The 17497-nt window shown below is 74.5% G+C and carries 17 protein-coding genes; 5 read left to right on the top strand and 12 right to left on the bottom strand.

From position 1 onward, the window contains the following. The 9 genes from ACP7TJ_RS24300 to rimP all read right to left on the bottom strand — a co-directional run bounded on the left by ACP7TJ_RS24300 (nucleotide 1) and on the right by rimP (nucleotide 11822). Nucleotides 1-963, bottom strand: a complete 963-nt coding sequence (locus ACP7TJ_RS24300) for a bifunctional riboflavin kinase/FAD synthetase (RefSeq protein ID WP_093765285.1) — start codon at nucleotides 961-963, stop codon at nucleotides 1-3. Nucleotides 964-1104: 141 nt separating this feature from the next. Continuing rightward, on the bottom strand, nucleotides 1105-4512 hold the full coding sequence (locus tag ACP7TJ_RS24295) for a trypsin-like peptidase domain-containing protein (RefSeq protein WP_427765302.1): 3408 nt from the start codon (nucleotides 4510-4512) through the stop codon (nucleotides 1105-1107). A gap of 304 nt (nucleotides 4513-4816) precedes the next feature. Further along, on the bottom strand, nucleotides 4817-5725 hold the full coding sequence (gene truB / locus ACP7TJ_RS24290; RefSeq protein WP_391114240.1) for a tRNA pseudouridine(55) synthase TruB: 909 nt from the start codon (nucleotides 5723-5725) through the stop codon (nucleotides 4817-4819). Continuing rightward, nucleotides 5722-6171: a 30S ribosome-binding factor RbfA gene (rbfA, locus tag ACP7TJ_RS24285; protein WP_093765282.1), complete on the bottom strand. Its 450-nt coding sequence runs from the start codon at nucleotides 6169-6171 to the stop codon at nucleotides 5722-5724. The genes truB and rbfA overlap by 4 nt, the downstream gene beginning before the upstream one ends. Nucleotides 6172-6204: 33 nt before the next feature. Continuing rightward, nucleotides 6205-6498 carry a DUF503 domain-containing protein gene (locus tag ACP7TJ_RS24280; protein ID WP_093765281.1) on the bottom strand — a complete coding sequence of 98 codons (294 nt, stop codon included), beginning with the start codon at nucleotides 6496-6498 and terminating at the stop codon, nucleotides 6205-6207. A 177-nt stretch (nucleotides 6499-6675) separates the two neighbouring features. Beyond that, nucleotides 6676-9741, bottom strand: coding sequence for a translation initiation factor IF-2 (gene infB, locus ACP7TJ_RS24275; protein ID WP_093765280.1), 3066 nt, complete (start codon nucleotides 9739-9741; stop codon nucleotides 6676-6678). 148 nt (nucleotides 9742-9889) lie between these two features. Beyond that, a complete protein-coding gene (locus ACP7TJ_RS24270; protein WP_093765279.1) occupies nucleotides 9890-10210 on the bottom strand; it encodes a YlxR family protein in 321 nt (106 codons plus the stop codon). Between the two features lie 101 nt (nucleotides 10211-10311). Further along, nucleotides 10312-11298, bottom strand: a complete 987-nt coding sequence (gene nusA / locus ACP7TJ_RS24265; RefSeq protein WP_093765278.1) for a transcription termination factor NusA — start codon at nucleotides 11296-11298, stop codon at nucleotides 10312-10314. A 2-nt stretch (nucleotides 11299-11300) separates the two neighbouring features. After that, a complete protein-coding gene (gene rimP / locus ACP7TJ_RS24260; protein ID WP_093765277.1) occupies nucleotides 11301-11822 on the bottom strand; it encodes a ribosome maturation factor RimP in 522 nt (173 codons plus the stop codon). A gap of 222 nt (nucleotides 11823-12044) precedes the next feature. Here rimP and ACP7TJ_RS24255 point away from each other — a divergent pair, with 222 nt between their 5' ends. Genes ACP7TJ_RS24255 through ACP7TJ_RS24245 form a run of 3 tightly spaced genes read left to right on the top strand, consistent with a single transcriptional unit; the run spans nucleotide 12045 to nucleotide 14050 of the window. Then, complete coding sequence (locus ACP7TJ_RS24255) at nucleotides 12045-12614, top strand: hypothetical protein (RefSeq protein ID WP_189912860.1); 570 nt, start codon at nucleotides 12045-12047, stop codon at nucleotides 12612-12614. Beyond that, entirely contained in the window at nucleotides 12611-13075 is a 465-nt protein-coding gene (locus ACP7TJ_RS24250) for a ferritin-like domain-containing protein (RefSeq protein ID WP_370165109.1), read from the top strand. The genes ACP7TJ_RS24255 and ACP7TJ_RS24250 overlap by 4 nt, the downstream gene beginning before the upstream one ends. A gap of 51 nt (nucleotides 13076-13126) precedes the next feature. Continuing rightward, a complete protein-coding gene (locus ACP7TJ_RS24245; RefSeq protein WP_367549036.1) occupies nucleotides 13127-14050 on the top strand; it encodes an aminoglycoside phosphotransferase family protein in 924 nt (307 codons plus the stop codon). A 172-nt stretch (nucleotides 14051-14222) separates the two neighbouring features. On the opposite strand, the gene ACP7TJ_RS24240 is transcribed toward ACP7TJ_RS24245, so the two are convergent. From ACP7TJ_RS24240 to ACP7TJ_RS24230, 3 genes are read right to left on the bottom strand one after another with little or no spacing between them, the layout of a single operon-like run. Beyond that, nucleotides 14223-14756 carry a hypothetical protein gene (locus ACP7TJ_RS24240; RefSeq protein ID WP_427765294.1) on the bottom strand — a complete coding sequence of 178 codons (534 nt, stop codon included), beginning with the start codon at nucleotides 14754-14756 and terminating at the stop codon, nucleotides 14223-14225. Next, on the bottom strand, nucleotides 14753-15595 hold the full coding sequence (locus ACP7TJ_RS24235; RefSeq protein WP_425824480.1) for a BN159_2729 family protein: 843 nt from the start codon (nucleotides 15593-15595) through the stop codon (nucleotides 14753-14755). The genes ACP7TJ_RS24240 and ACP7TJ_RS24235 overlap by 4 nt, the downstream gene beginning before the upstream one ends. After that, nucleotides 15592-16194, bottom strand: coding sequence for an RNA polymerase sigma factor (locus ACP7TJ_RS24230; RefSeq protein ID WP_266401163.1), 603 nt, complete (start codon nucleotides 16192-16194; stop codon nucleotides 15592-15594). The genes ACP7TJ_RS24235 and ACP7TJ_RS24230 overlap by 4 nt, the downstream gene beginning before the upstream one ends. Before the next feature lie 412 nt (nucleotides 16195-16606). On the opposite strand from ACP7TJ_RS24230, the gene ACP7TJ_RS24225 reads away from it, so the two are divergent. Together ACP7TJ_RS24225 and ACP7TJ_RS24220 are read left to right on the top strand one after the other, a co-directional pair. Then, nucleotides 16607-17032, top strand: coding sequence for a helix-turn-helix domain-containing protein (locus ACP7TJ_RS24225; RefSeq protein WP_246532261.1), 426 nt, complete (start codon nucleotides 16607-16609; stop codon nucleotides 17030-17032). Nucleotides 17033-17176: 144 nt separating this feature from the next. After that, nucleotides 17177-17422, top strand: a complete 246-nt coding sequence (locus tag ACP7TJ_RS24220) for a hypothetical protein (protein ID WP_019526997.1) — start codon at nucleotides 17177-17179, stop codon at nucleotides 17420-17422. Nucleotides 17423-17497 lie beyond the last annotated feature (75 nt).

Below are 17497 nucleotides of genomic sequence, written 5' to 3'. Positions count from 1 at the left end.
TCAGGCGTCCTTGTCCTGCTCGGCGGCCGCGACGAGCTCCTTGCACCGCTGGACGTCCCGCCCCATCTGCGCCAGCAGATCGTCCAGCGTGTCGAACTTCGCCTGCCCGCGCACGAACGCCAGGAAGTCCACGGCGACGTGCAGCCCGTACAGGTCGAGGCCGACGCGGTCGATGGCGTACGCCTCGACGGTCCGCTCGGTGCCGTCGAACTGCGGGTTGGTGCCGACGGAGATCGCCGCCGGCATCGCCTCGCCCTGCGCGTGCAGCCAGCCCGCGTACACCCCGTCGGCGGGGATCGCGGTGTGCGGGAGCGTCTCGACGTTGGCCGTGGGGAAGCCGAGGTCGCGGCCGCGCTGGGCGCCGCGGACGACGACGCCCTCCACGCGGTGCGGGCGGCCCAGGATCTCGGCGGCGCCCTCGACCTGGCCCTCGGCGACCAGCCGGCGGGTGAGCGTGGAGGAGAACGGCCGGCCGCCGCCCGCCTCACCGGTCACGTACAGGTCGACGACCTCGACCTCGAAGTCGTACACCTTGCCCTGCTCGGCGAGGAACTGCACCGTGCCCGCGGCCTTGTGGCCGAAGCGGAAGTTGGGGCCCTCGACGACGGCCTTGGCGTGCAGCTTGTCGACCAGCACCTTGACGACGAAATCGGCCGGCGACAGCTTGGAGAACTCGCTGGTGAAGGGCAGGACCAGCACCGCGTCCACGCCCAGCTCCGCCATGAGCTCCGCGCGCCGGTGGTGCGGGGCGAGCAGCGGCGGGTGGCTGCCGGGGCGGACCACCTCGCTGGGGTGCGGGTCGAAGGTGACGACGACCGCGGGGACGCCGAGCGCGCGGGCGCGGTCCACGGCGTGCCGGATGATCAGCTGGTGCCCGCGGTGCACTCCGTCGTAGGAGCCGATGGTGACGACGCTGCGCCCCCAGTCGTGGGGGATGTCCTCCAAGCCACGCCAGCGCTGCACTGTGACTGCTCCTTGTCGAAACCTTGTCGGACGAACCCGAGTCCGTGGACTTCTCTGCGCAGCTCTAAGGGTGCCATGCCGGGTGCGCCCGGCTCGCATCGGCATGGGGGCTGTGTGACGACGTGCACGCGCCGGGTGGCGTCAGACGGGGACGGCCGCGCCCGTCAGCTCGTCGATCACCTCCCGGGCGGCGGGTCCGACGAGCGGTCCCCAGACGTGCGGGGCGTCCGTGAGCCAGCCGGCCATGGCCGCCGCGAGGCCCGGCACATGGCGGGCCAGGTCGGCGAGGGTGCGGTCGAGGCGGACGGCGCCCTCGGCGGTGCGGACGAGGAGCAGTGCCGTGCGGTGGACGAGCACCCGCAGCTCCGGCCCGGTGGTGCGGGCGGCGGCGCGCAGCACCGCGTCCAGCACGCCGGGGTCGGTCTCCCGGTCGAGCAGCGTGTCGAGCAGGCCGCGGCGCAGGGGGCGGGAGGCGGAGGTGCCGGGCGCGGCGAGGACGCCGGCGAGGGCCGTCCGCAGGGGGCGCGGGCCGCCGTCGAGCAGCTCGGTGAGGAGCAGACGCAGCACCCCGCGGGCGGCGGGGCCGAGGTCGAGGCGGCGGTCGGCGTACCCGGCCACGCAGCCGGTCAGCTCGGGCCGCCGGGCCGCCGCTTCCCGGACGAGGGCGGCGACCGGCCGGGCCAGGGCGGGCGTCGTGGCGTCGGCGAGGGCGCGGAAGGTGTCGTCCGGGTCCGCGCCCTGGGTGAGCCGTGTGCGGAAGGCGTCGAGGACGGGCTCGGTGTGGGTGGTCAGGGCGTCGGTGAGCGCGCTCGGCGGGAAGTGCGGGTCGCCGGCCGCGAACCGCTCCAGGGCGCGGGCGAGGTGGCGTCCCCTGCTGTCCGGGTCGCGGACCAGGAGGGCGAGGGCGCCGCCGTGCAGCGCGCGGTCGGCGGTGCGCACCAGGACCGCGAGGGCGGCGTACCGCAGCAGGGTGCGGTCGCCGAGGTCGCGGGCGTACGGCGCGACCCGCAGCCCGTGGGTGACGGCCGCGGCCCGGCGGGCGGGGCGCGGGTCCTCCGCCCAGCGGTCGACGGCCCGGCACAGGGCGCCCGGCTCCTCCTCGGCGAGCACGGCGAGCAGTTCGTCGGCCCGCCGGTGCGGGCTGTCGACGAGCGCCTCGGTCAGCGCGTCGGGCGCGGCGTGGCGGTGGGTGTGCAGCAGGGCCTGCGCGGCGGTCGCCACGGTGGCGTGCGGGGTGGCGGGCAGCGGCCGCTCGTCGTCGAACCAGCGGATCAGGTACGGCAGGACGGTCGCGGGGTCGGCGGTGAGCAGTCCGGCGACTGCGTCGAGGAAGCGGGGGCCGCTCTCGCACGGGGGTCCGTCGGCCGGCACCAGGCGGCGCAGCAGGGCGCAGCGCGTCTCCATGGGCAGCCGCAGCCCTGTCCAGAAGGGGGGCCCCAGCTCGGGCGGGACGGTCCGGCGCTGCTCGCGCCAGGCCACGAGACGGTCGGCGAGCAGCCGCAGCACGTCCGTGTACGGGCCCGCGTCGGGGACGCGGGTGAGGACGCCGGTGAGGAGGCGGGAGGCCCACCAGGAGCCGGGGTCGGCGTCCAGGGCGTGCGTGAGGTCCGCCAGGCGGGACGCGAGCCGGGCGGGGCCGTGCCGGCGGGCGAGGCACAGCAGGGCCTCGACGACGGGGCCGATGCGGTGGCGGGGCACGGGGCCGGTGTCGCCGGCGGGGGTGTGCACGAGGGTGTGCAGGGCGCCGTCGAGGTCGAGGTGGGCGCCCTGGAGCCAGTCGGCGAGCTCCTCGTGCCCGAACCGGTAGCCGTCCCCGGCCGGGACGAGCAGCTCTTCGGCGAGCACCGCGTCCGCCCATCCGGGCGCCGCACCGCAGTGCTCGCCGCAGGCGGTGGTGAAGCCGGGTCCGGACGCGGGGAACAGCTCCTCGAACGACGCGCGGTCCAGCGCCCCGTCCTCCGTGCCGAGGCAGCGGCGGGCCGCCTCGTGCGCCTTCCCGGCGGCCCGGACGGCGAGCCGGCGTACGGCGGCGCCGCGGGCGCCGGCCCCTCCGGCGAGGCGCTGGGCGATCCGCAGGCAGGTCAGGTCCAGGTGGGCGGCGAGCACGTCGTCGCGGTCGACGGGGCCGTCGGGCGTCGTCGCGGCGACGTCGGTGCGGACCTCGGCGAGCAGCCGCAGGGTCAGCGGGTGGGCCGCGTCGGCGTCCGTGACGGCGCCCTCCGGGATGCCGTACCGGGCGCGGGCCTCGCGTGCCTCGTCGGCGGTGAGGTCGCCGAGGACCACGCACGGCGGGAGCCCGTCGGGTCCCGCGCCGCCGTGGTGCAGCAGGGCGGGCGGGTAGCCGGCCTCCTCCCAGTGCTCGGCGCCGCAGGACACCACCAGGCGGGTTCCCGTCGCGTGCAGCAGGCGCACGGTCTCCTCGGTCCACGCGCCGCGCCGCCGGTACAGGCCGGGGTCCATCTGCTCGGGGTCGTCGAGGAGAAGCAGCAGAGGGCGGCCGGCGGTGCGGGCGAGCGCGGCGAGACGCTCGGGCGCGAGGTCGCCCAGGTCCCGCGGCGGGAACGGCAGACGGGCGGTCACGTCGGCCGCGGCCCGCTCCAGGGCGCGGCGGGCGGCGTCGGCGACCGAGGTGTCGTCCTCGCGCAGGTCGGCCCCGCGCAGCCACAGCGTGGGCAGGCCCGCGCGGTGGCGGCGGGCGGCGAGGGCGGCGAGTTCGGTGCTGCGGCCGCTGCCGGGCGGCCCGACGAGGCCCAGGACAGGGGCCTCACCCCGCTCGAAGGCGTACAACTCCGCGCGGACGCCGCCTCTTTGGACCGGCTCCACGACCGGCTGGGGGCCGTGGCGGGCCACCGAGGCGGCGGTGAGCCCGACCAGACCGGCGAGGTTGAGGTCGGTCCCGTAGGCGGGGACCGTGGCCGCGTTCTCCATGAGCAGCGCGGCGAGGGCGGGGACGGTGGGGCGCAGGGGCACGGCGAAGCCGACGTCGGAGGCGGCGGTGCGCAGCGCGGTGCCGAGGACGCCGACGACGGTGCCGGTCGCGGGGTCGAGCACGGGGCCGCCGGCCGCCCCGCCGCCGAGCCGCAGCGCGTCCCGCCCGGCCGTGCCGACGGCCAGTTCCAGGGCGCCGGGCACGCGGTGGGCGCGGTCGGTGGCGGTGTACGTCACGGTGGTCGTCCCGAGCACCCGCGCCTCGCGCCAGCCCCCGGCGGGGATCCGCACGTACGCGCCGGTCTCCACGGTGTCCCGTGAGGTGACGGGGAGAGGGGCGACGCCGAGGTCGCCGCCGCGCACCAGGGCCAGGCCGAGGGCGGGCAGCGGGGTGACCGCGTCGGCGCCCACGACGCCGTGGCGGCCCTCCGCGCCGTGCAGCACGAGGCGGGGCAGGCCGTCGACGGCCTCGTGGCTGGTGATCACGGTGCCGTGGAGGTCGGCCACGAAGCCGGTGCCGCGGGGGCGGCCGGCCAGGTCGTGGAGCGCGACCAGCCCGGGGTCCGCGGCGGACCGGAACCGCTCGAGGGTGTGTCCTGGAGCGTCGAGCGACGGCATCATGGAGCCTCCTGCCGTGCCGTACCTGGTGCCTTGCCCGCGACCTTAGGGCCCCGATGATCAGCAGCACAGATCGGCCGGCGAACGCGCCCCCTTCCACTCCCCCGCTTCACTCCGAGCGCCCGCACATGAGGGTGAACAGGGCGGGGGTGATGGATAGACCCTAGGGGTGGGGGAACCGAGGGGGGCCGTGGAGCGGCGCCGCGCCGTCCCCGTGCCGGCGCCGCTCCACGGACGGCCTTCGGCGCGCTGATGTCAGCCCCTCCGGCGTTTGAGGAGCGGGGTCCGGGGCGGAGCCCCGGGGGCCTCAGCTCGCGAAGACCGCCACGCTCTTCGCCTTCCCCCGCTGCTCCTCCACCAGCGCCAGGAACCGCTCCCCCGGCCCGAAGACCGCCACCGGCCCCCGGCCGGCGTACTCCTCCGGCATCTCCAGGCGGACGCCGTTCGTCAGCAGCCTGGCGCGGCGTTCGTCGACGTCCCAGCGGGGGAACGCGGCCGCCGCGGCCTCGGCGATCGGCATGACCGTCAGCTTCTCCTGGAGCTCGTCCAGGGTCTTCGCCGCGTCCAGCCGGTACGGGCCGACGCGGGTCCGGCGCAGCGCGGTCAGATGGCCGCCGACGCCCAGTCCCGCGCCCAGGTCGCGGGCGAGGGCGCGGATGTAGGTGCCGGAGGAGCAGACGACCGAGACGACCAGGTCCAGCACCGGCGTGCCGTCCTCGGCGACGGCCTCGCGGACGTCGTACACGGAGAACGACGAGACGGTGACCGGGCGGGCGGGGATGTCGAAGTCCTCGCCCTCCCGCGCGCGCTTGTAGGAGCGCACGCCGTCGATCTTGATGGCGCTGACCTTGGACGGCACCTGCATGATGTCGCCGGTGAGGGCGGCGATGCCCGCGTCGACGGCCTCGCGGGTGACCCGTGAGGCGTCGGCGGAGGCGGTGATCTCCCCCTCGGCGTCGTCGGTGACGGTGGTCTGGCCGAGCCGGACCGTGCCGAGGTACTCCTTCTCGGTCAGCGCCAGATGGCCGAGGAGCTTGGTCGCCCGCTCGACGCCGAGGACGAGGACGCCCGTCGCCATCGGGTCGAGGGTGCCGGCGTGGCCGACCCGCCGGGTGCGGGCGATCCCGCGCATCTTGGCGACCACGTCGTGCGAAGTGAAGCCCGACGGCTTGTCGACGATGACAAGGCCGTCGGGCGTGGTCTGCTTCTGGGTCATTCGGCGGTGTCGTCCGTCTCGTCGTCTTCCGGCTTGCGGTACGGGTCGGCTCCGCCGGCGTACGTGGCGCCCGCGGACGCCTCGCGCACCTTGGCGTCGGACTGGCGCGCCTTGTCGAGGAGGTCCTCGATGTTGCGCGCGGTGTCCGGCAGGGCGTCCATGACGAAGGTCAGGGTGGGGGTGAACTTCACGCCCGCCGCCCGGCCCACCTCGGAGCGCAGCACGCCCTTGGCGGACTCCAGGCCGGCCGCGGCCGCCGTCCGCTCCTCGTCGTCCCCGTACACCGTGTAGAAGACGGTCGCCTCCCTGAGGTCACCGGTGACCCGGGTGTCCGTGATGGTGACGTGCGAGCCGAGCCGCGGGTCCTTGATCCCGCGCTGCAGCTTCTGGGCCACCACCTCTCGGATGAGGTCCGCCAGCCTCTTGGCACGCGCGTTGTCGGCCACTGGTCCGTCTCCTTAAGTGCTTAACGTCTTGCTTCAGTCTTCGTCGCTGTGGAGCCTGCGTCGAACCGAGAGCAGTTCCACCTCGGGCCGCCCGGCGACCAGCCGCTCGCAGCGGTCGAGGACGTCGGTGACGCGGTCCCATTCCCCCGCGACCACCGCGAGGCCGATCTCGGCCCTGCGGTGCAGGTTCTGATTCCCGGTCTCCGCCACGCTGACCGCGTACTTCCGCTGCAGTTCGGCGACGATCGGACGGACGACGGAACGCTTCTCCTTGAGCGAGCGGACGTCGCCGAGGAGCAGGTCGAAGGACAGAGTCCCCACATACATGTGTGCATCCGGATGACCCGCCGGTTCGGGATCAGGGACCTCCCCGGTCCGGACGGAGCCGGTACCCCGGGGAAGGGCGCCGCAGCGGCGCCGGTACGGGAACCGTACACGCAACGGCCGGGGCCGATCGACGGAAATACGCTTCCGCCGACCGGCCCCGATCGCGTGCTGCTGCGGTCAGACGCGCGGCTTCTCGCGCATCTCGTACGTCGCGATGACGTCGTCGACCTTGATGTCGTTGAAGTTTCCGAGGTTGATACCGCCCTCGAAGCCTTCGCGGATCTCGGTGACGTCGTCCTTGAAGCGACGCAGACCCTCGATGTTGAGGTTCTCCGCGATGACCTTGCCGTCGCGGATGAGGCGCGCCTTGGTGTTGCGGCGAACCTCGCCGGAGCGGATGAGGACACCCGCGATGTTGCCGAGCTTGGACGAGCGGAAGACCTCGCGGATCTCCGCGGTGCCGAGCTCGACCTCCTCGTACTCCGGCTTGAGCATGCCCTTGAGGGCCGCCTCGATCTCCTCGATCGCCTGGTAGATGACCGAGTAGTAGCGGACGTCCACGCCCTCGCGCTCGGCCATCTGCGCCGCGCGGCCGGCCGCGCGGACGTTGAAGCCGATCACGATGGCGTCCGAGCCCATCGCCAGGTCGATGTCGGACTCCGTGACCGCACCGACGCCGCGGTGCAGGACGCGGATGTCGACCTCTTCGCCGACGTCCAGCTGGAGCAGCGAGGACTCGAGGGCCTCGACCGAACCGGAGGCGTCACCCTTGATGATCAGGTTCAGTTGCTGGACCTCGCCGGCCTTGAGCACCTTGTCCAGGTCCTCGAGGGAGACACGGCGCGTGCGCTTGGCGAACGCGGCGTTCCGCTCACGGGCGGCGCGCTTCTCCGCGATCTGACGGGCCGTACGGTCCTCGTCCACCACGATGAAGTTGTCGCCCGCACCCGGGACGTTGGTCAGGCCCAGGACCTGGACCGGCGTCGAGGGTCCGGCCTCGGCGACGTTGTTGCCGTTGTCGTCGAGCATGGCGCGCACGCGGCCGTAGGCGTCGCCCACCACCATCGTGTCGCCGACCCGCAGGGTGCCTCGCTGGACGAGGACGGTCGCCACGGCGCCGCGGCCGCGGTCGAGCCGGGACTCGATCGAGATGCCCTGCGCGTCCTGCGTGGGGTTGGCCCGCAGGTCGAGCGAGGCGTCCGCGGTGAGGATGACGGCCTCGAGGAGGCTGTCGATGTGCAGACCCTGCTTGGCGGAGATGTCGACGAACATGGTGTCGCCGCCGTACTCCTCGGCCACCAGGCCGTACTCGGTCAGCTGACCGCGCACCTTGGTCGGGTCCGCGCCCTCGACGTCGATCTTGTTGACCGCGACGACGATCGGGACGTCGGCCGCCTTGGCGTGGTTGAGCGCCTCGACCGTCTGCGGCATGACGCCGTCGTTGGCCGCGACGACCAGGATCGCGATGTCGGTCGACTTCGCACCACGGGCACGCATGGCGGTGAACGCCTCGTGACCCGGGGTGTCGATGAAGGTGATCTTGCGATCCTCTTCGTTGACCTCGGTCGTGACCTGGTAGGCACCGATGTGCTGGGTGATGCCGCCGGCCTCGCCCGCGATGACGTTCGTCTTGCGGATGGCGTCGAGGAGGCGGGTCTTGCCGTGGTCGACGTGACCCATGACGGTGACGACCGGCGGACGGACCACCAGGTCCCCCTCGTCGCCCTCGTCCTCGCCGAACTCCAGGTCGAAGGACTCGAGCAGCTCGCGGTCCTCCTCCTCCGGGCTGACGACCTGAACCGTGTAGTTCATCTCGTCCGCGAGGAGCTGGAGCGTCTCGTCGGAGACGGACTGGGTCGCGGTGACCATCTCGCCGAGGTTCATCATGACCGCGACGAGCGACGCCGGGTTGGCGTTGATCTTCTCCGCGAAGTCGGTGAGCGACGCACCGCGCGACAGGCGAATGGTCTCGCCGTTGCCGCGAGGCAGCATCACGCCGCCGACCGACGGGGCCTGCATGGCCTCGTACTCCTGGCGCCTCTGCCGCTTCGACTTGCGGCCACGACGCGCGGGACCGCCGGGACGGCCGAAGGCGCCCTGCGTGCCACCGCGGCCACCGGGACCGCCGGGACGGCCGCCGAAGCCGGGACGGCCGGCGAAGCCGCCGCCGCCACCGGGACGACCGGCACCGCCGCCGCCACCGGGACGACCGGCGAAGCCGCCGCCGCCACCGCCGCCCGGACGACCGGCGAAGCCGCCGCCGCCACCGGGACGGCCGCCGCCACCGCCGGGACGACCCGCACCGCCCGGACCGCGGCCACCGGGGCCGCCGCCGGGACGCGGGCCGGCAGCGGGACGCTGCGGCATCATGCCGGGGTTGGGACGCGGACCGCCGGGGCCGCCGCCGGGACGGGGACCGCCCTGCGGACGGGGCATGCCGCCCGGAGTGGGACGCGGACCGCCCGGAGCCTGCGGACGGGGACCGCCGCCCTGGCCAGGGGCCTGGGGACGGGGACCGGCGCCGGGGGCGCCGGGACCAGGACGCTGGCCCTGCGGGCGCGGAGCCTGCGGACGGGCCATGCCGGTGGAGCCACCCGAGGTGAACGGGTTGTTGCCGGGGCGCGGACCGGCCGGGCGGGCGCCCGGACGCGGAGCACCGCCGCCGGGACGCTGACCCTGGCCTGCCGGACGGCCCTGGCCGCCCTGGCCCTGACCGGGACCGGCGGGACGGCCGCCGGGCTTGGGAGCGCCGGGACGCGCGCCGCCGGGCTTCGGGCCGGAGGGAGCCTGGGCCGCCGCGGGCGGGGCCTGGAACTCCGGAGCCGCCGGGGCCGGACGCGGCGCGGGGCGCGGGCCCGGCGTCGGGCGCTGACCACCGGGGGCCGGCGCGGGCGCCGACGGAGCCGCCGGCGGCTGGGCCGCGGCGGGCTTGGGTGCGGCCGGCGGCTTGGGAGCAGCCGGACGCTCCCCCGCTGCCCCAACGGCGCGGGAGGGGCCACCAGCCTGCGCCGGAGAGGGCGCAGCGGGCCTGGGGGCAGCCTTCTTGGGCGCGCCGGGCTTGGCGGCGGACCTGCCGTTGCCCCCGCCCTGCTGGAAGGCGTCAGTCAGCTTGCGTACCACGGGCGCTTCGATCGTCGAAGACGCCGAACGGACGAACTCACCGAGTTCCTGGAGCTTGGCCATGACGACCTTGCTCTCTACACCGAACTCCTTGGCGAGTTCGTAGACCCGGACCTTAGCCACTTCGCTCCTTTGAGGTCCGGGTTGCGTCCGGACCGTCGCTAGTTCATGGGCGTACTCATCGCGTACTCATCGAGTGCTCATCGCAATCTCGACCTGCTTTCGACTCGCGAGGTACCAGGCCGTACGGGGGTTTCCGTACGGCATGTTCTTACCGTGTCGCCTGTCCAGCGGACGTGTCAGCCGCTGATCGGCAACCTTGTGCCTGCTCGACGTGGTGGCGCAACGCCTTTACGTCGAGCGGTCCCGGGACGCGGAACGCCCGCGGGAACGCCCTGCGGCGCACCGCCTGGTCGAGACAAGCCGGTACGGGATGCACATACGCACCCCGGCCGGGCAGCGTACCGCGTGGATCCGGGACGCATGCGTCCTCGATCACCACGATCCGCAGCAGCTCGCCCTTGACCGCTCGCTCGCGGCACCCCACGCATGTGCGTTCGGGGCGCGCGCCAGCCTGTGTCCGGCCAGACACTCCTTAGTCTACCTCCCCGGACCGACCTCACCCCTCCGGGGCAAGAATCGAACACCACCACGAGCAAAGCTGTCGTGTTCTCAGCGGATCGCGGCCTGGATCTATTCCCCGGTCTGCTCCGTGTCCGGACGGATGTCGATCCTCCAGCCGGTCAGCCGGGCGGCCAGACGGGCGTTCTGCCCCTCCTTGCCGATGGCCAGCGACAGCTGGTAGTCCGGCACCGTGACCCGGGCGGACCGGGCCGCCAGGTCGACGATCTCCACCTTGGAGACGCGGGCCGGGGACAGGGCGTTCGCCACCATGTCGGCCGGGTCGTCGGACCAGTCGACGATGTCGATCTTCTCGCCGTTCAGCTCCGCCATGACGTTGCGCACACGGCCGCCCATGGGGCCGATGCAGGCGCCCTTGGCGTTCAGCCCGGAGCGGGTGGAGCGTACGGCGATCTTGGTGCGGTGACCCGCCTCACGGGCGATCGCGGCGATCTCCACGGAGCCGTCGGCGATCTCCGGCACCTCGAGGGCGAACAGCTTCTTCACCAGGTTGGGGTGGGTACGCGAAAGAGTGACGGACGGGCCGCGCACGCCCTTGGCCACCCGGACGACGTACGACCGCAGGCGCAGGCCGTGCGGGTAGGTCTCGCCGGGGACCTGCTCCTGCACCGGCAGGATGGCCTCCAGCTTGCCGATGTCCACCAGCACGTTCTTCGGGTCGCGGCCCTGCTGGACCACGCCGGTGACGATGTCGCCCTCACGGCCGGCGTACTCGCCGAGCGTCGCGTCGTCCTCGGCGTCGCGCAGGCGCTGCAGGATGACCTGCTTGGCCGTGGTGGCGGCGATACGACCGAAACCGGACGGGGTGTCGTCGAACTCGCGGGGCTCCTGGCCCTCCTCGAGGTCGTCGGGGTCCTCCTTCGCCCACACGGTCACATGCCCGGTCTCCCGGTTGAGCTCCACGCGCGCGTGCCGGCGGCTTCCCTCGGTGCGGTGGTAGGCGATGAGGAGGGCCGACTCGATCGCCTCGACCAGCAGGTCGAAGGAGATCTCCTTCTCCCGTACCAAGCCCCGCAGGGCGCTCATGTCGATGTCCACGGCTACGCCTCCTCTTCCTTCTTGTCGTTGTTCTTGTCGGACGCGTCGTCCTTGCGGTTGAACTCGACCTGGACGCGCGCCCTGGTGATGTCGTCGAAGGCGAGCCTGCGCGCGGTGGCCTTGCGGCCCTTCACCCCGGGCACCTCGAGGTCGAGGCCCTCGTCGTCGGCCGCGAGGATGCGGGCGACCAGCTCGCCGCCCTCGGCGAGCTGGAACCGCACCAGGCGGCCGGTGGCGCGCACGTAGTGACGGTGCTCGGTCAGCAGGCGCTCCGCGCCGGGGGTGCCGACCTCGAGGGTGTACTCCGCGCTGCCCATCGCGTCGGTCTCGTCGAGCTTCGCCGAGAGCGCGCGGCTCACATCGGCGATCCGGTCGAGGTCGGCCCCGGTGTCGGAGTCGACGACGACGCGCAGCACACGCTTGCGGCCGACCGTGTCCACGGCGATCTCCTCGAGATCCAGGCCCTGGGAGCTGACGAGCGGCTCCAGAAGTTCTCGAAGCCTCTCGCTCTGGGTGGTGCTCATCCGGGTGACTCCTCGGCCGCGTGTGCTGTTGTGGGACGGTGCGCGTGTCTGCACAAAGGGTATCCGGTCGCCAGGGGTGTTGCCGTCCACCCTTGCCGTCCACCCGGTCGGCGAGGGTGCCGCTCAGGTGCGCCGGGCGGACCTGCGGGTACCGTGATCACGGGCCCCGCCCGATCTCCTGTTCCAGCCCCGTTCGTCACGAGCCCCCCGAGGACGTCTGCCGTGTCGTTCCCCCTGTCTCCGCGCGCCCGTTCGGGGCCGCGCAGAAGGAGTCTGCTCGCCGCCGTCCCGGCGGCCCTGCTGGTGGCGGGCTGTTCCGCCGGGTCCGGCGACCCGGGCGGCGCCGCGGCCGCGCGGCCCTCGGCCGCCGAGCGGACCCGGGCGCGCGCGGCCCGGGACAGCCGGGCGCTGGCCGCGCGGTACGACGCGGTCGCCGCCGCGCATCCGAAGCTGGCGGAGCGTCTGCGTCCGCTGCGGGCGGACGTGGTGCGGCACGCGGAGGCGTTCGAGGCGGGCGCGGCCGGCTCGGCCCCGCCGTCGGTCTCGGCCGCTCCTTCGGCCGGGGCGACCGCGGCGGCCGCGCCGTCGTCGGCCCCTTCGGCCCCCGCGTCGGCCGGGGTGCCCGCGAACGAGAAGGACGCGCTCGCCCAACTGGCCGCGGCGGAACGGGAGATCGCCGACCGGCGGGCCGAGGAGCTGCTGACGGCGCCGGCCGAGCTGGCCCGGCTGCTGGCGTCGGTGTCCGCGTCCGGCGCCGCGCACGTGTACCTGCTGACGGAGGCCCGACGGTGAGTGACGCGCAGGACAAGGAGCTGCGGGCGCTGCAGGCCGCGCTGGCCGCGGAGCACGCGGCGGTGTACGGCTACGGCGTGGTCGGCGGACGGATCGGCGAGCAGCGGCGCACGGAGGCGCGCACGGCGTACGACGCGCACCGGGCGCGCAGGGACGCGCTGGTACGGGACGTGAAGGGCGCCGGCGGCACGCCGGTGGCCGCGGCGGCCGGGTACGCGCTGCCGTTCCCGGTGCCGGACGCGGCGGCGGCGGTGCGGCTGGCGGCGGAGCTGGAGATGCGGGTGGCGGGCGTCTACGCCGACCTGGTGCGGTCGAGCGGCGACGAACGGCGCAGGTCGGCGGCCGAGGCCATGCGTGAGGCGGCGGTGCGGTCCGTGCGCTGGAGCGGGGAGAGCGTAGCCTTCCCTGGGCTCGCCGAGCGGAGCGGAACGGCTCCGGGCGGCCCGGCGCCGGCGCCGTGACATGACGGGGGGCTCCGGCACCGTGTGACGGCAGGAAGGAACGACTCGCGCATGGCATTCGAACCGCCGCGGCGTCTGGTGAGGGCCCTCGGTGAGACGGCGCCCGAGGGTGACGACTGGCTGGAGAAGCTGCCCGGGCTGGCGCGTGAGGCCGTGGAGCGGCGCGAGTTGACGGTGGAGCGGGTGCAGCTGCCGGGCGGGCGCAGCAGCCTGGTGGTGCTCGTCCGCAGGGCCGACGGCACGCCCGCCGTGCTGAAGCTGGCGCCGCCCCGTGCGCGTCCGGAGAGCGAGCGCGTGGCGCTGGCCCACTGGGGCGGCCGGGGGGCGGTGCAGTTGCTGGAGCCGGTGTCCGAGGGCGCCGGGGGCGCCGAGGGCTCCGAGGGAGTGCTGCTCCTGGAGCGGCTGCACCCTGACGTCTCGGTGCGGACGCTCCCGGAGGCGAAGGCGCTGCTGGAGGCGGCGGGCACCCTGCGCAGGCTGTGGGTGGACCCGCCGGAGGGCCATGTGTTCGAGACGGTGGCCGAGCGCACCGGGCGGCAGGCGAAGGCGATGCGGGCCGGGGCGGACGCGGCTCCCGAGGTGGCCCCGCTGGTGGACGCGGCGCTGTCGGCCCGCGAGGAGCTGCTGGACTCGCCGCCGGAACACCGGCTGCTGCACGGCACGTTCCGGCAGAGCAAGGTGCTGTCCGGGGACCGGATGCCGTGGCTCGCGGTGGGACCCGACCCGGTGGTCGGCGAGCACGCCTTCGACCTGGCGCGGCTGGTCCGTGACCGCGTGGAGGACCTGATCGCCCAGCCCTCGGGCGCGACGACGACCCGCCGACGCGTGCGGCGCCTCGCGGAGTCGCTGGAGGTCGACCGCGACCGCCTGCGCGGCTGGACCCTGTTCCGCGCGGTCGAGTCGGGCGTCCGCGCCCGCCGGGTGGGCCGCGAACGGGACGCGGAGCTGCTGCTGGAGTTCGCGAGCTGGCTGTAGGGCGCCCCCAGGGGCGCGGGGAACTGCGCGCTCAGCCCGCCACGGCCCGCGGCCGACACTTGACGGCGATGAAGCGGCGGGGTGCGCCCCCCTGCCCGGGCAGGGGGGCGCTCGGGGTCCGGTCGGCGTGCCTCCCGAGCTTGCCGGCCGGAGTCTCGCGGCCGTGCCGGGGTCAGGGGACGCGGCCGGCGAGGCCCGCCTGTACCGCTCCCTCCATCGCCAGCAGCCGGACATGGCGGCGGATCAGCGCCCCCTGGTCGACGGCGTCCGGCACGGGATGCGCGTCGGCGGACCCCGCGCTGAACGGCACGTGCGCGAAGAGGGCGAGGTCGGCGGGCGGTATGGGCCAGGACAGGTGCCAGCCGCCGGCGAACAGGCACAGGCGGTGCGTTCCCTCGTGCTCCGGTCCGGCCGGCGGGGTGACGACCGCGCTGGCGGGGTGCAGCGCCGCGAGCCAGGACAGGAGGTGGGCCCGCTCCCGCTCGGCGTCGCCCAGCCGGCGTTCGTAGGCGTCGGCGTGCTGCTGCCAGCGCGCCAGCCTCAGGCGGCTCACCGCCAGTTCGTGCTCCAGGCGCAACCGGTCCACGGGTGCGGCGGTGCGGCCGCCGGCCGGGCCGGAGCGGCGGGGGCGCACCAGCCGGCGCAACAGCCCCTCCCGTGCGTGCGCCGGCGCACCCGTGTCGGTCGGCGGTTCCATCGCGGTCATCGGTCCCCTTCGTGCGGGGCCGGTTCCGACGGGGACTCCGTCACGGGCGTCAGCGGGCCCGCGTACTCGGCCACGTGGGCCAGGGAGCACCGCTCCGGGCGGCCGTCGAGCGACATCAGCGGCATCCCGTCGTAGGCGCGCTCCCCCTGGAAGTACCAGGTCTCGCCGTGCGCGTCGCGATACGGCAGGGCCAGGTCGTACGCCGTGCCGCCGAGCAGGAAGGGGCGCATGGGCCCGGCCGGGTCCGCCGTCGGGTGGGGGTGCGCGGCCTCCGGGGTTCCCTCCGCCCCGGTGTCCGCTCCCCCGGCGTGCGTCTCGTCGGGCTCGCCGTCCGGGCCGGACGGCAGCGGCTGGACGGCGGCGGTCACGCGGACCCCGTCCCGGCTGCCCTCTCCGGCCAGGATGTGCGGAGCGGTGCACTCGGCGGCGGCGGTGATGCCGAAGTAGGCGCACCAGCCGGGCCAGCGGGCGTACGGCGGTTCGAGGCGGAGCAGGACGTGCACGGTGTCGCCGTCGGCCCACACGGTCCGGACGTCCGGGTGGGTGCCGACCTCCCGCTCGACGGTCAGGGCCACGGACCGGGCGCGGTCGCGGGCCGCGTCCCAGGCGAGCGCCTGGCGTTCCAGCTGGGTCGGCGCGGGCGTCCCTGGCGGGAGGCCGCCGTCCACGCCGGGCGGCACGGCGCCGTGCGGAGGGAGGAGGCTCGGGTGCGGCAGGGCGCCGGCCGGGAAGGCGAGCACCTCGGGCGGCGGGGAGGAGGCGAGGTACAGGTCGCGGAGGCCGGGCACGGCCACGGTCACGCGGAGGACGGGCACGGCGTCCGGCGGGTACTCGTTCACGCGGGCACCGCCCCCGCCGCCCAGCGCAGCCGGCACATGGCGCGGTGCGTCAGCGCCTTGACCGCGCCGGCGGTGCGGCCCATGGTCCGCGCGGTCTGCTCGATCGACAGCCCGCCGAGGAACCGCAGTTCCACGCAGGCCCGTTGGGAGGGTGCGAGGGCGCTCAGGGCGCGGTGCACCGTCTCACGGGCGTCGACGGCGTCCAGGTCGCGCAGGACCAAGGTCTCCGTCCCCGGGCCCGGCTGTCCCGGGTCGCCGAACTCGGCGACCAGCGTCTCGCGCCGGTGGCGGCTGCGGCCCAGTTCGTCGAGGTGGATGTTGCGGGCGATGGTGGTCAGCCAGGCGGCGGGGTCGGTGCCGCGCCAGGCGAAGCCGGAGATGTTCCGCAGCGCGCGGGCGAAGACCTCCTGGGTCAGGTCCTCGGCCAGGTGCCGGTCACGGGTGCGGGCCAGCAGATAGCCGTACACCGTGCCGCGGTACTCGCGGTAGAGACAGGCGAACGCTTCCGGGTCCCCGGTGCGGGCCCGGGTCAGCCACGCCGGTTCCGGGGCGTTCGGGACGGTTCTCTCGGCGGTGGATGCAGTGGTCGCTAAGGACACGTTCGTTGCTCCTCGGTAAGGGGTGGGCAAGGACGGGCGGACCGCCCGACACGACCGCACAACGTCTGCGATCTTCATGTAGATGTAGATTTCGGGTGGGCGTCCGACGCGAACCGGCGGACAGGGATGCGCGCACGCCGGGACGGGTCCGGCCGGCGCGGCCGACCGTCGGCGCAAGGGGTTCCGACTCCCGAAAGCATCTACAGTCTTCATGTAGATGAAGATCGGGTCAAGGATGGCGGGGCATATAACGACCGACGGGTGAAAGGGCGCAGAGGGGGCGGACGGAGGAACGAAAGGCGGGGCAGGGTAGCGCGAATGCGCCCGAACGCACCGGCGCACACCCTCTGATCCGGCCGTCGATCTGCAATCTACTTGCGCTTGTAGATGGGCATGACCGATGCTCGGACGCGTGACGAGCCGACAGACACCGCCTTCCTCGCCCGGGACCGACGAGGGCGGTCCTCAGTCCCCGGATGAGGATCTGGCGGCGCTGCTGGAGCGCCTCCTCGCACTTCCCCGGAGCGGTACGCAGAAGGACCTCGCGCGCGAGGCCGGCATCTCCTACCCGACCCTGAACGCCTGGATGAACCGCACGCGCGGCACATCCCGCATTCCGCCCGAGAAGCTGCGGGCGATGGTCGAGGTGTTCCGGCGGTGGGGCGTACGGACGACGCCCAAGGAGTTCTTCGAGGCGGTCGGGCGTCCCGTGCCGGGGCCCAGCCGCGACGAGCGCGAGGCGCGGCTGCTGAAGCTGTACCGGCAGCTTCCGGAGGCCCGGCAGCGTGCCCTGATCAAGGACGCGGAGGCCATGCTGCAGGTCAGCAGGATCACCTGATTCTCCCCGGGCGGCCGGAACCTCCCCACGTCCCACGAAATGTCCCGAAAGCCCCACCGGTGCGCACGGGCCTCGCTACGATCGGAAGCCGCTGGCCTCCCGAAGCGGAACACCGTGCCCTCGCGCACCCCTGGGGAGACAGTCATGTGCATTCGCGTTCACACGGCGGACGACCTGCCGGACATCGTCGTCTGGGATCCGGACGAGGTCAGCGTGCTGGTGGCGCGCGGCGCCCATCTGCTCGACGTGGTCCGCGAACTGCGCGCGCTCCTCACGGTCGACCTGGGCGCCCCCGAGGGCGCCGGCACGGCCCTCCTCTGCTTCTGCGGCGAACACGTCGACCTCCCCGCGAGCATCCTGAGCCGCGCGTTGACGGCGGAGGCCTGCTGACGGGCGGACCTCCGGCCCGCCGCCCTCACAGCCCGGCCCCGACGCGCCCTGCCCACCGCCCACTACGGGACGCCT

It is taken from the genome of Streptomyces sp. DSM 41931, from assembly GCF_050271085.1.
GTDB lineage: Bacteria > Actinomycetota > Actinomycetes > Streptomycetales > Streptomycetaceae > Streptomyces > Streptomyces albogriseolus.
Note: the sequence above shows the minus strand (reverse complement) of the source record. Positions and strands in the feature narration are given on the sequence as shown.

Bases quoted from the DNA above. Each gene is read 5' to 3' on its own strand.
- ACP7TJ_RS24245 (WP_367549036.1), top strand. From the start codon at position 13,127: ATGGCATTCGAACCGCCGCGGCGTCTGGTGAGGGCCCTCGGTGAGACG.
- ACP7TJ_RS24280 (WP_093765281.1), bottom strand. From the start codon at position 6,498: ATGTATGTGGGGACTCTGTCCTTCGACCTGCTCCTCGGCGACGTCCGC.
- ACP7TJ_RS24295 (WP_427765302.1), bottom strand. From the start codon at position 4,512: ATGATGCCGTCGCTCGACGCTCCAGGACACACCCTCGAGCGGTTCCGG.
- rimP (WP_093765277.1), bottom strand. From the start codon at position 11,822: ATGAGCACCACCCAGAGCGAGAGGCTTCGAGAACTTCTGGAGCCGCTC.
- ACP7TJ_RS24220 (WP_019526997.1), top strand. From the start codon at position 17,177: ATGTGCATTCGCGTTCACACGGCGGACGACCTGCCGGACATCGTCGTC.
- truB (WP_391114240.1), bottom strand. From the start codon at position 5,725: ATGACCCAGAAGCAGACCACGCCCGACGGCCTTGTCATCGTCGACAAG.
- ACP7TJ_RS24240 (WP_427765294.1), bottom strand. From the start codon at position 14,756: ATGACCGCGATGGAACCGCCGACCGACACGGGTGCGCCGGCGCACGCA.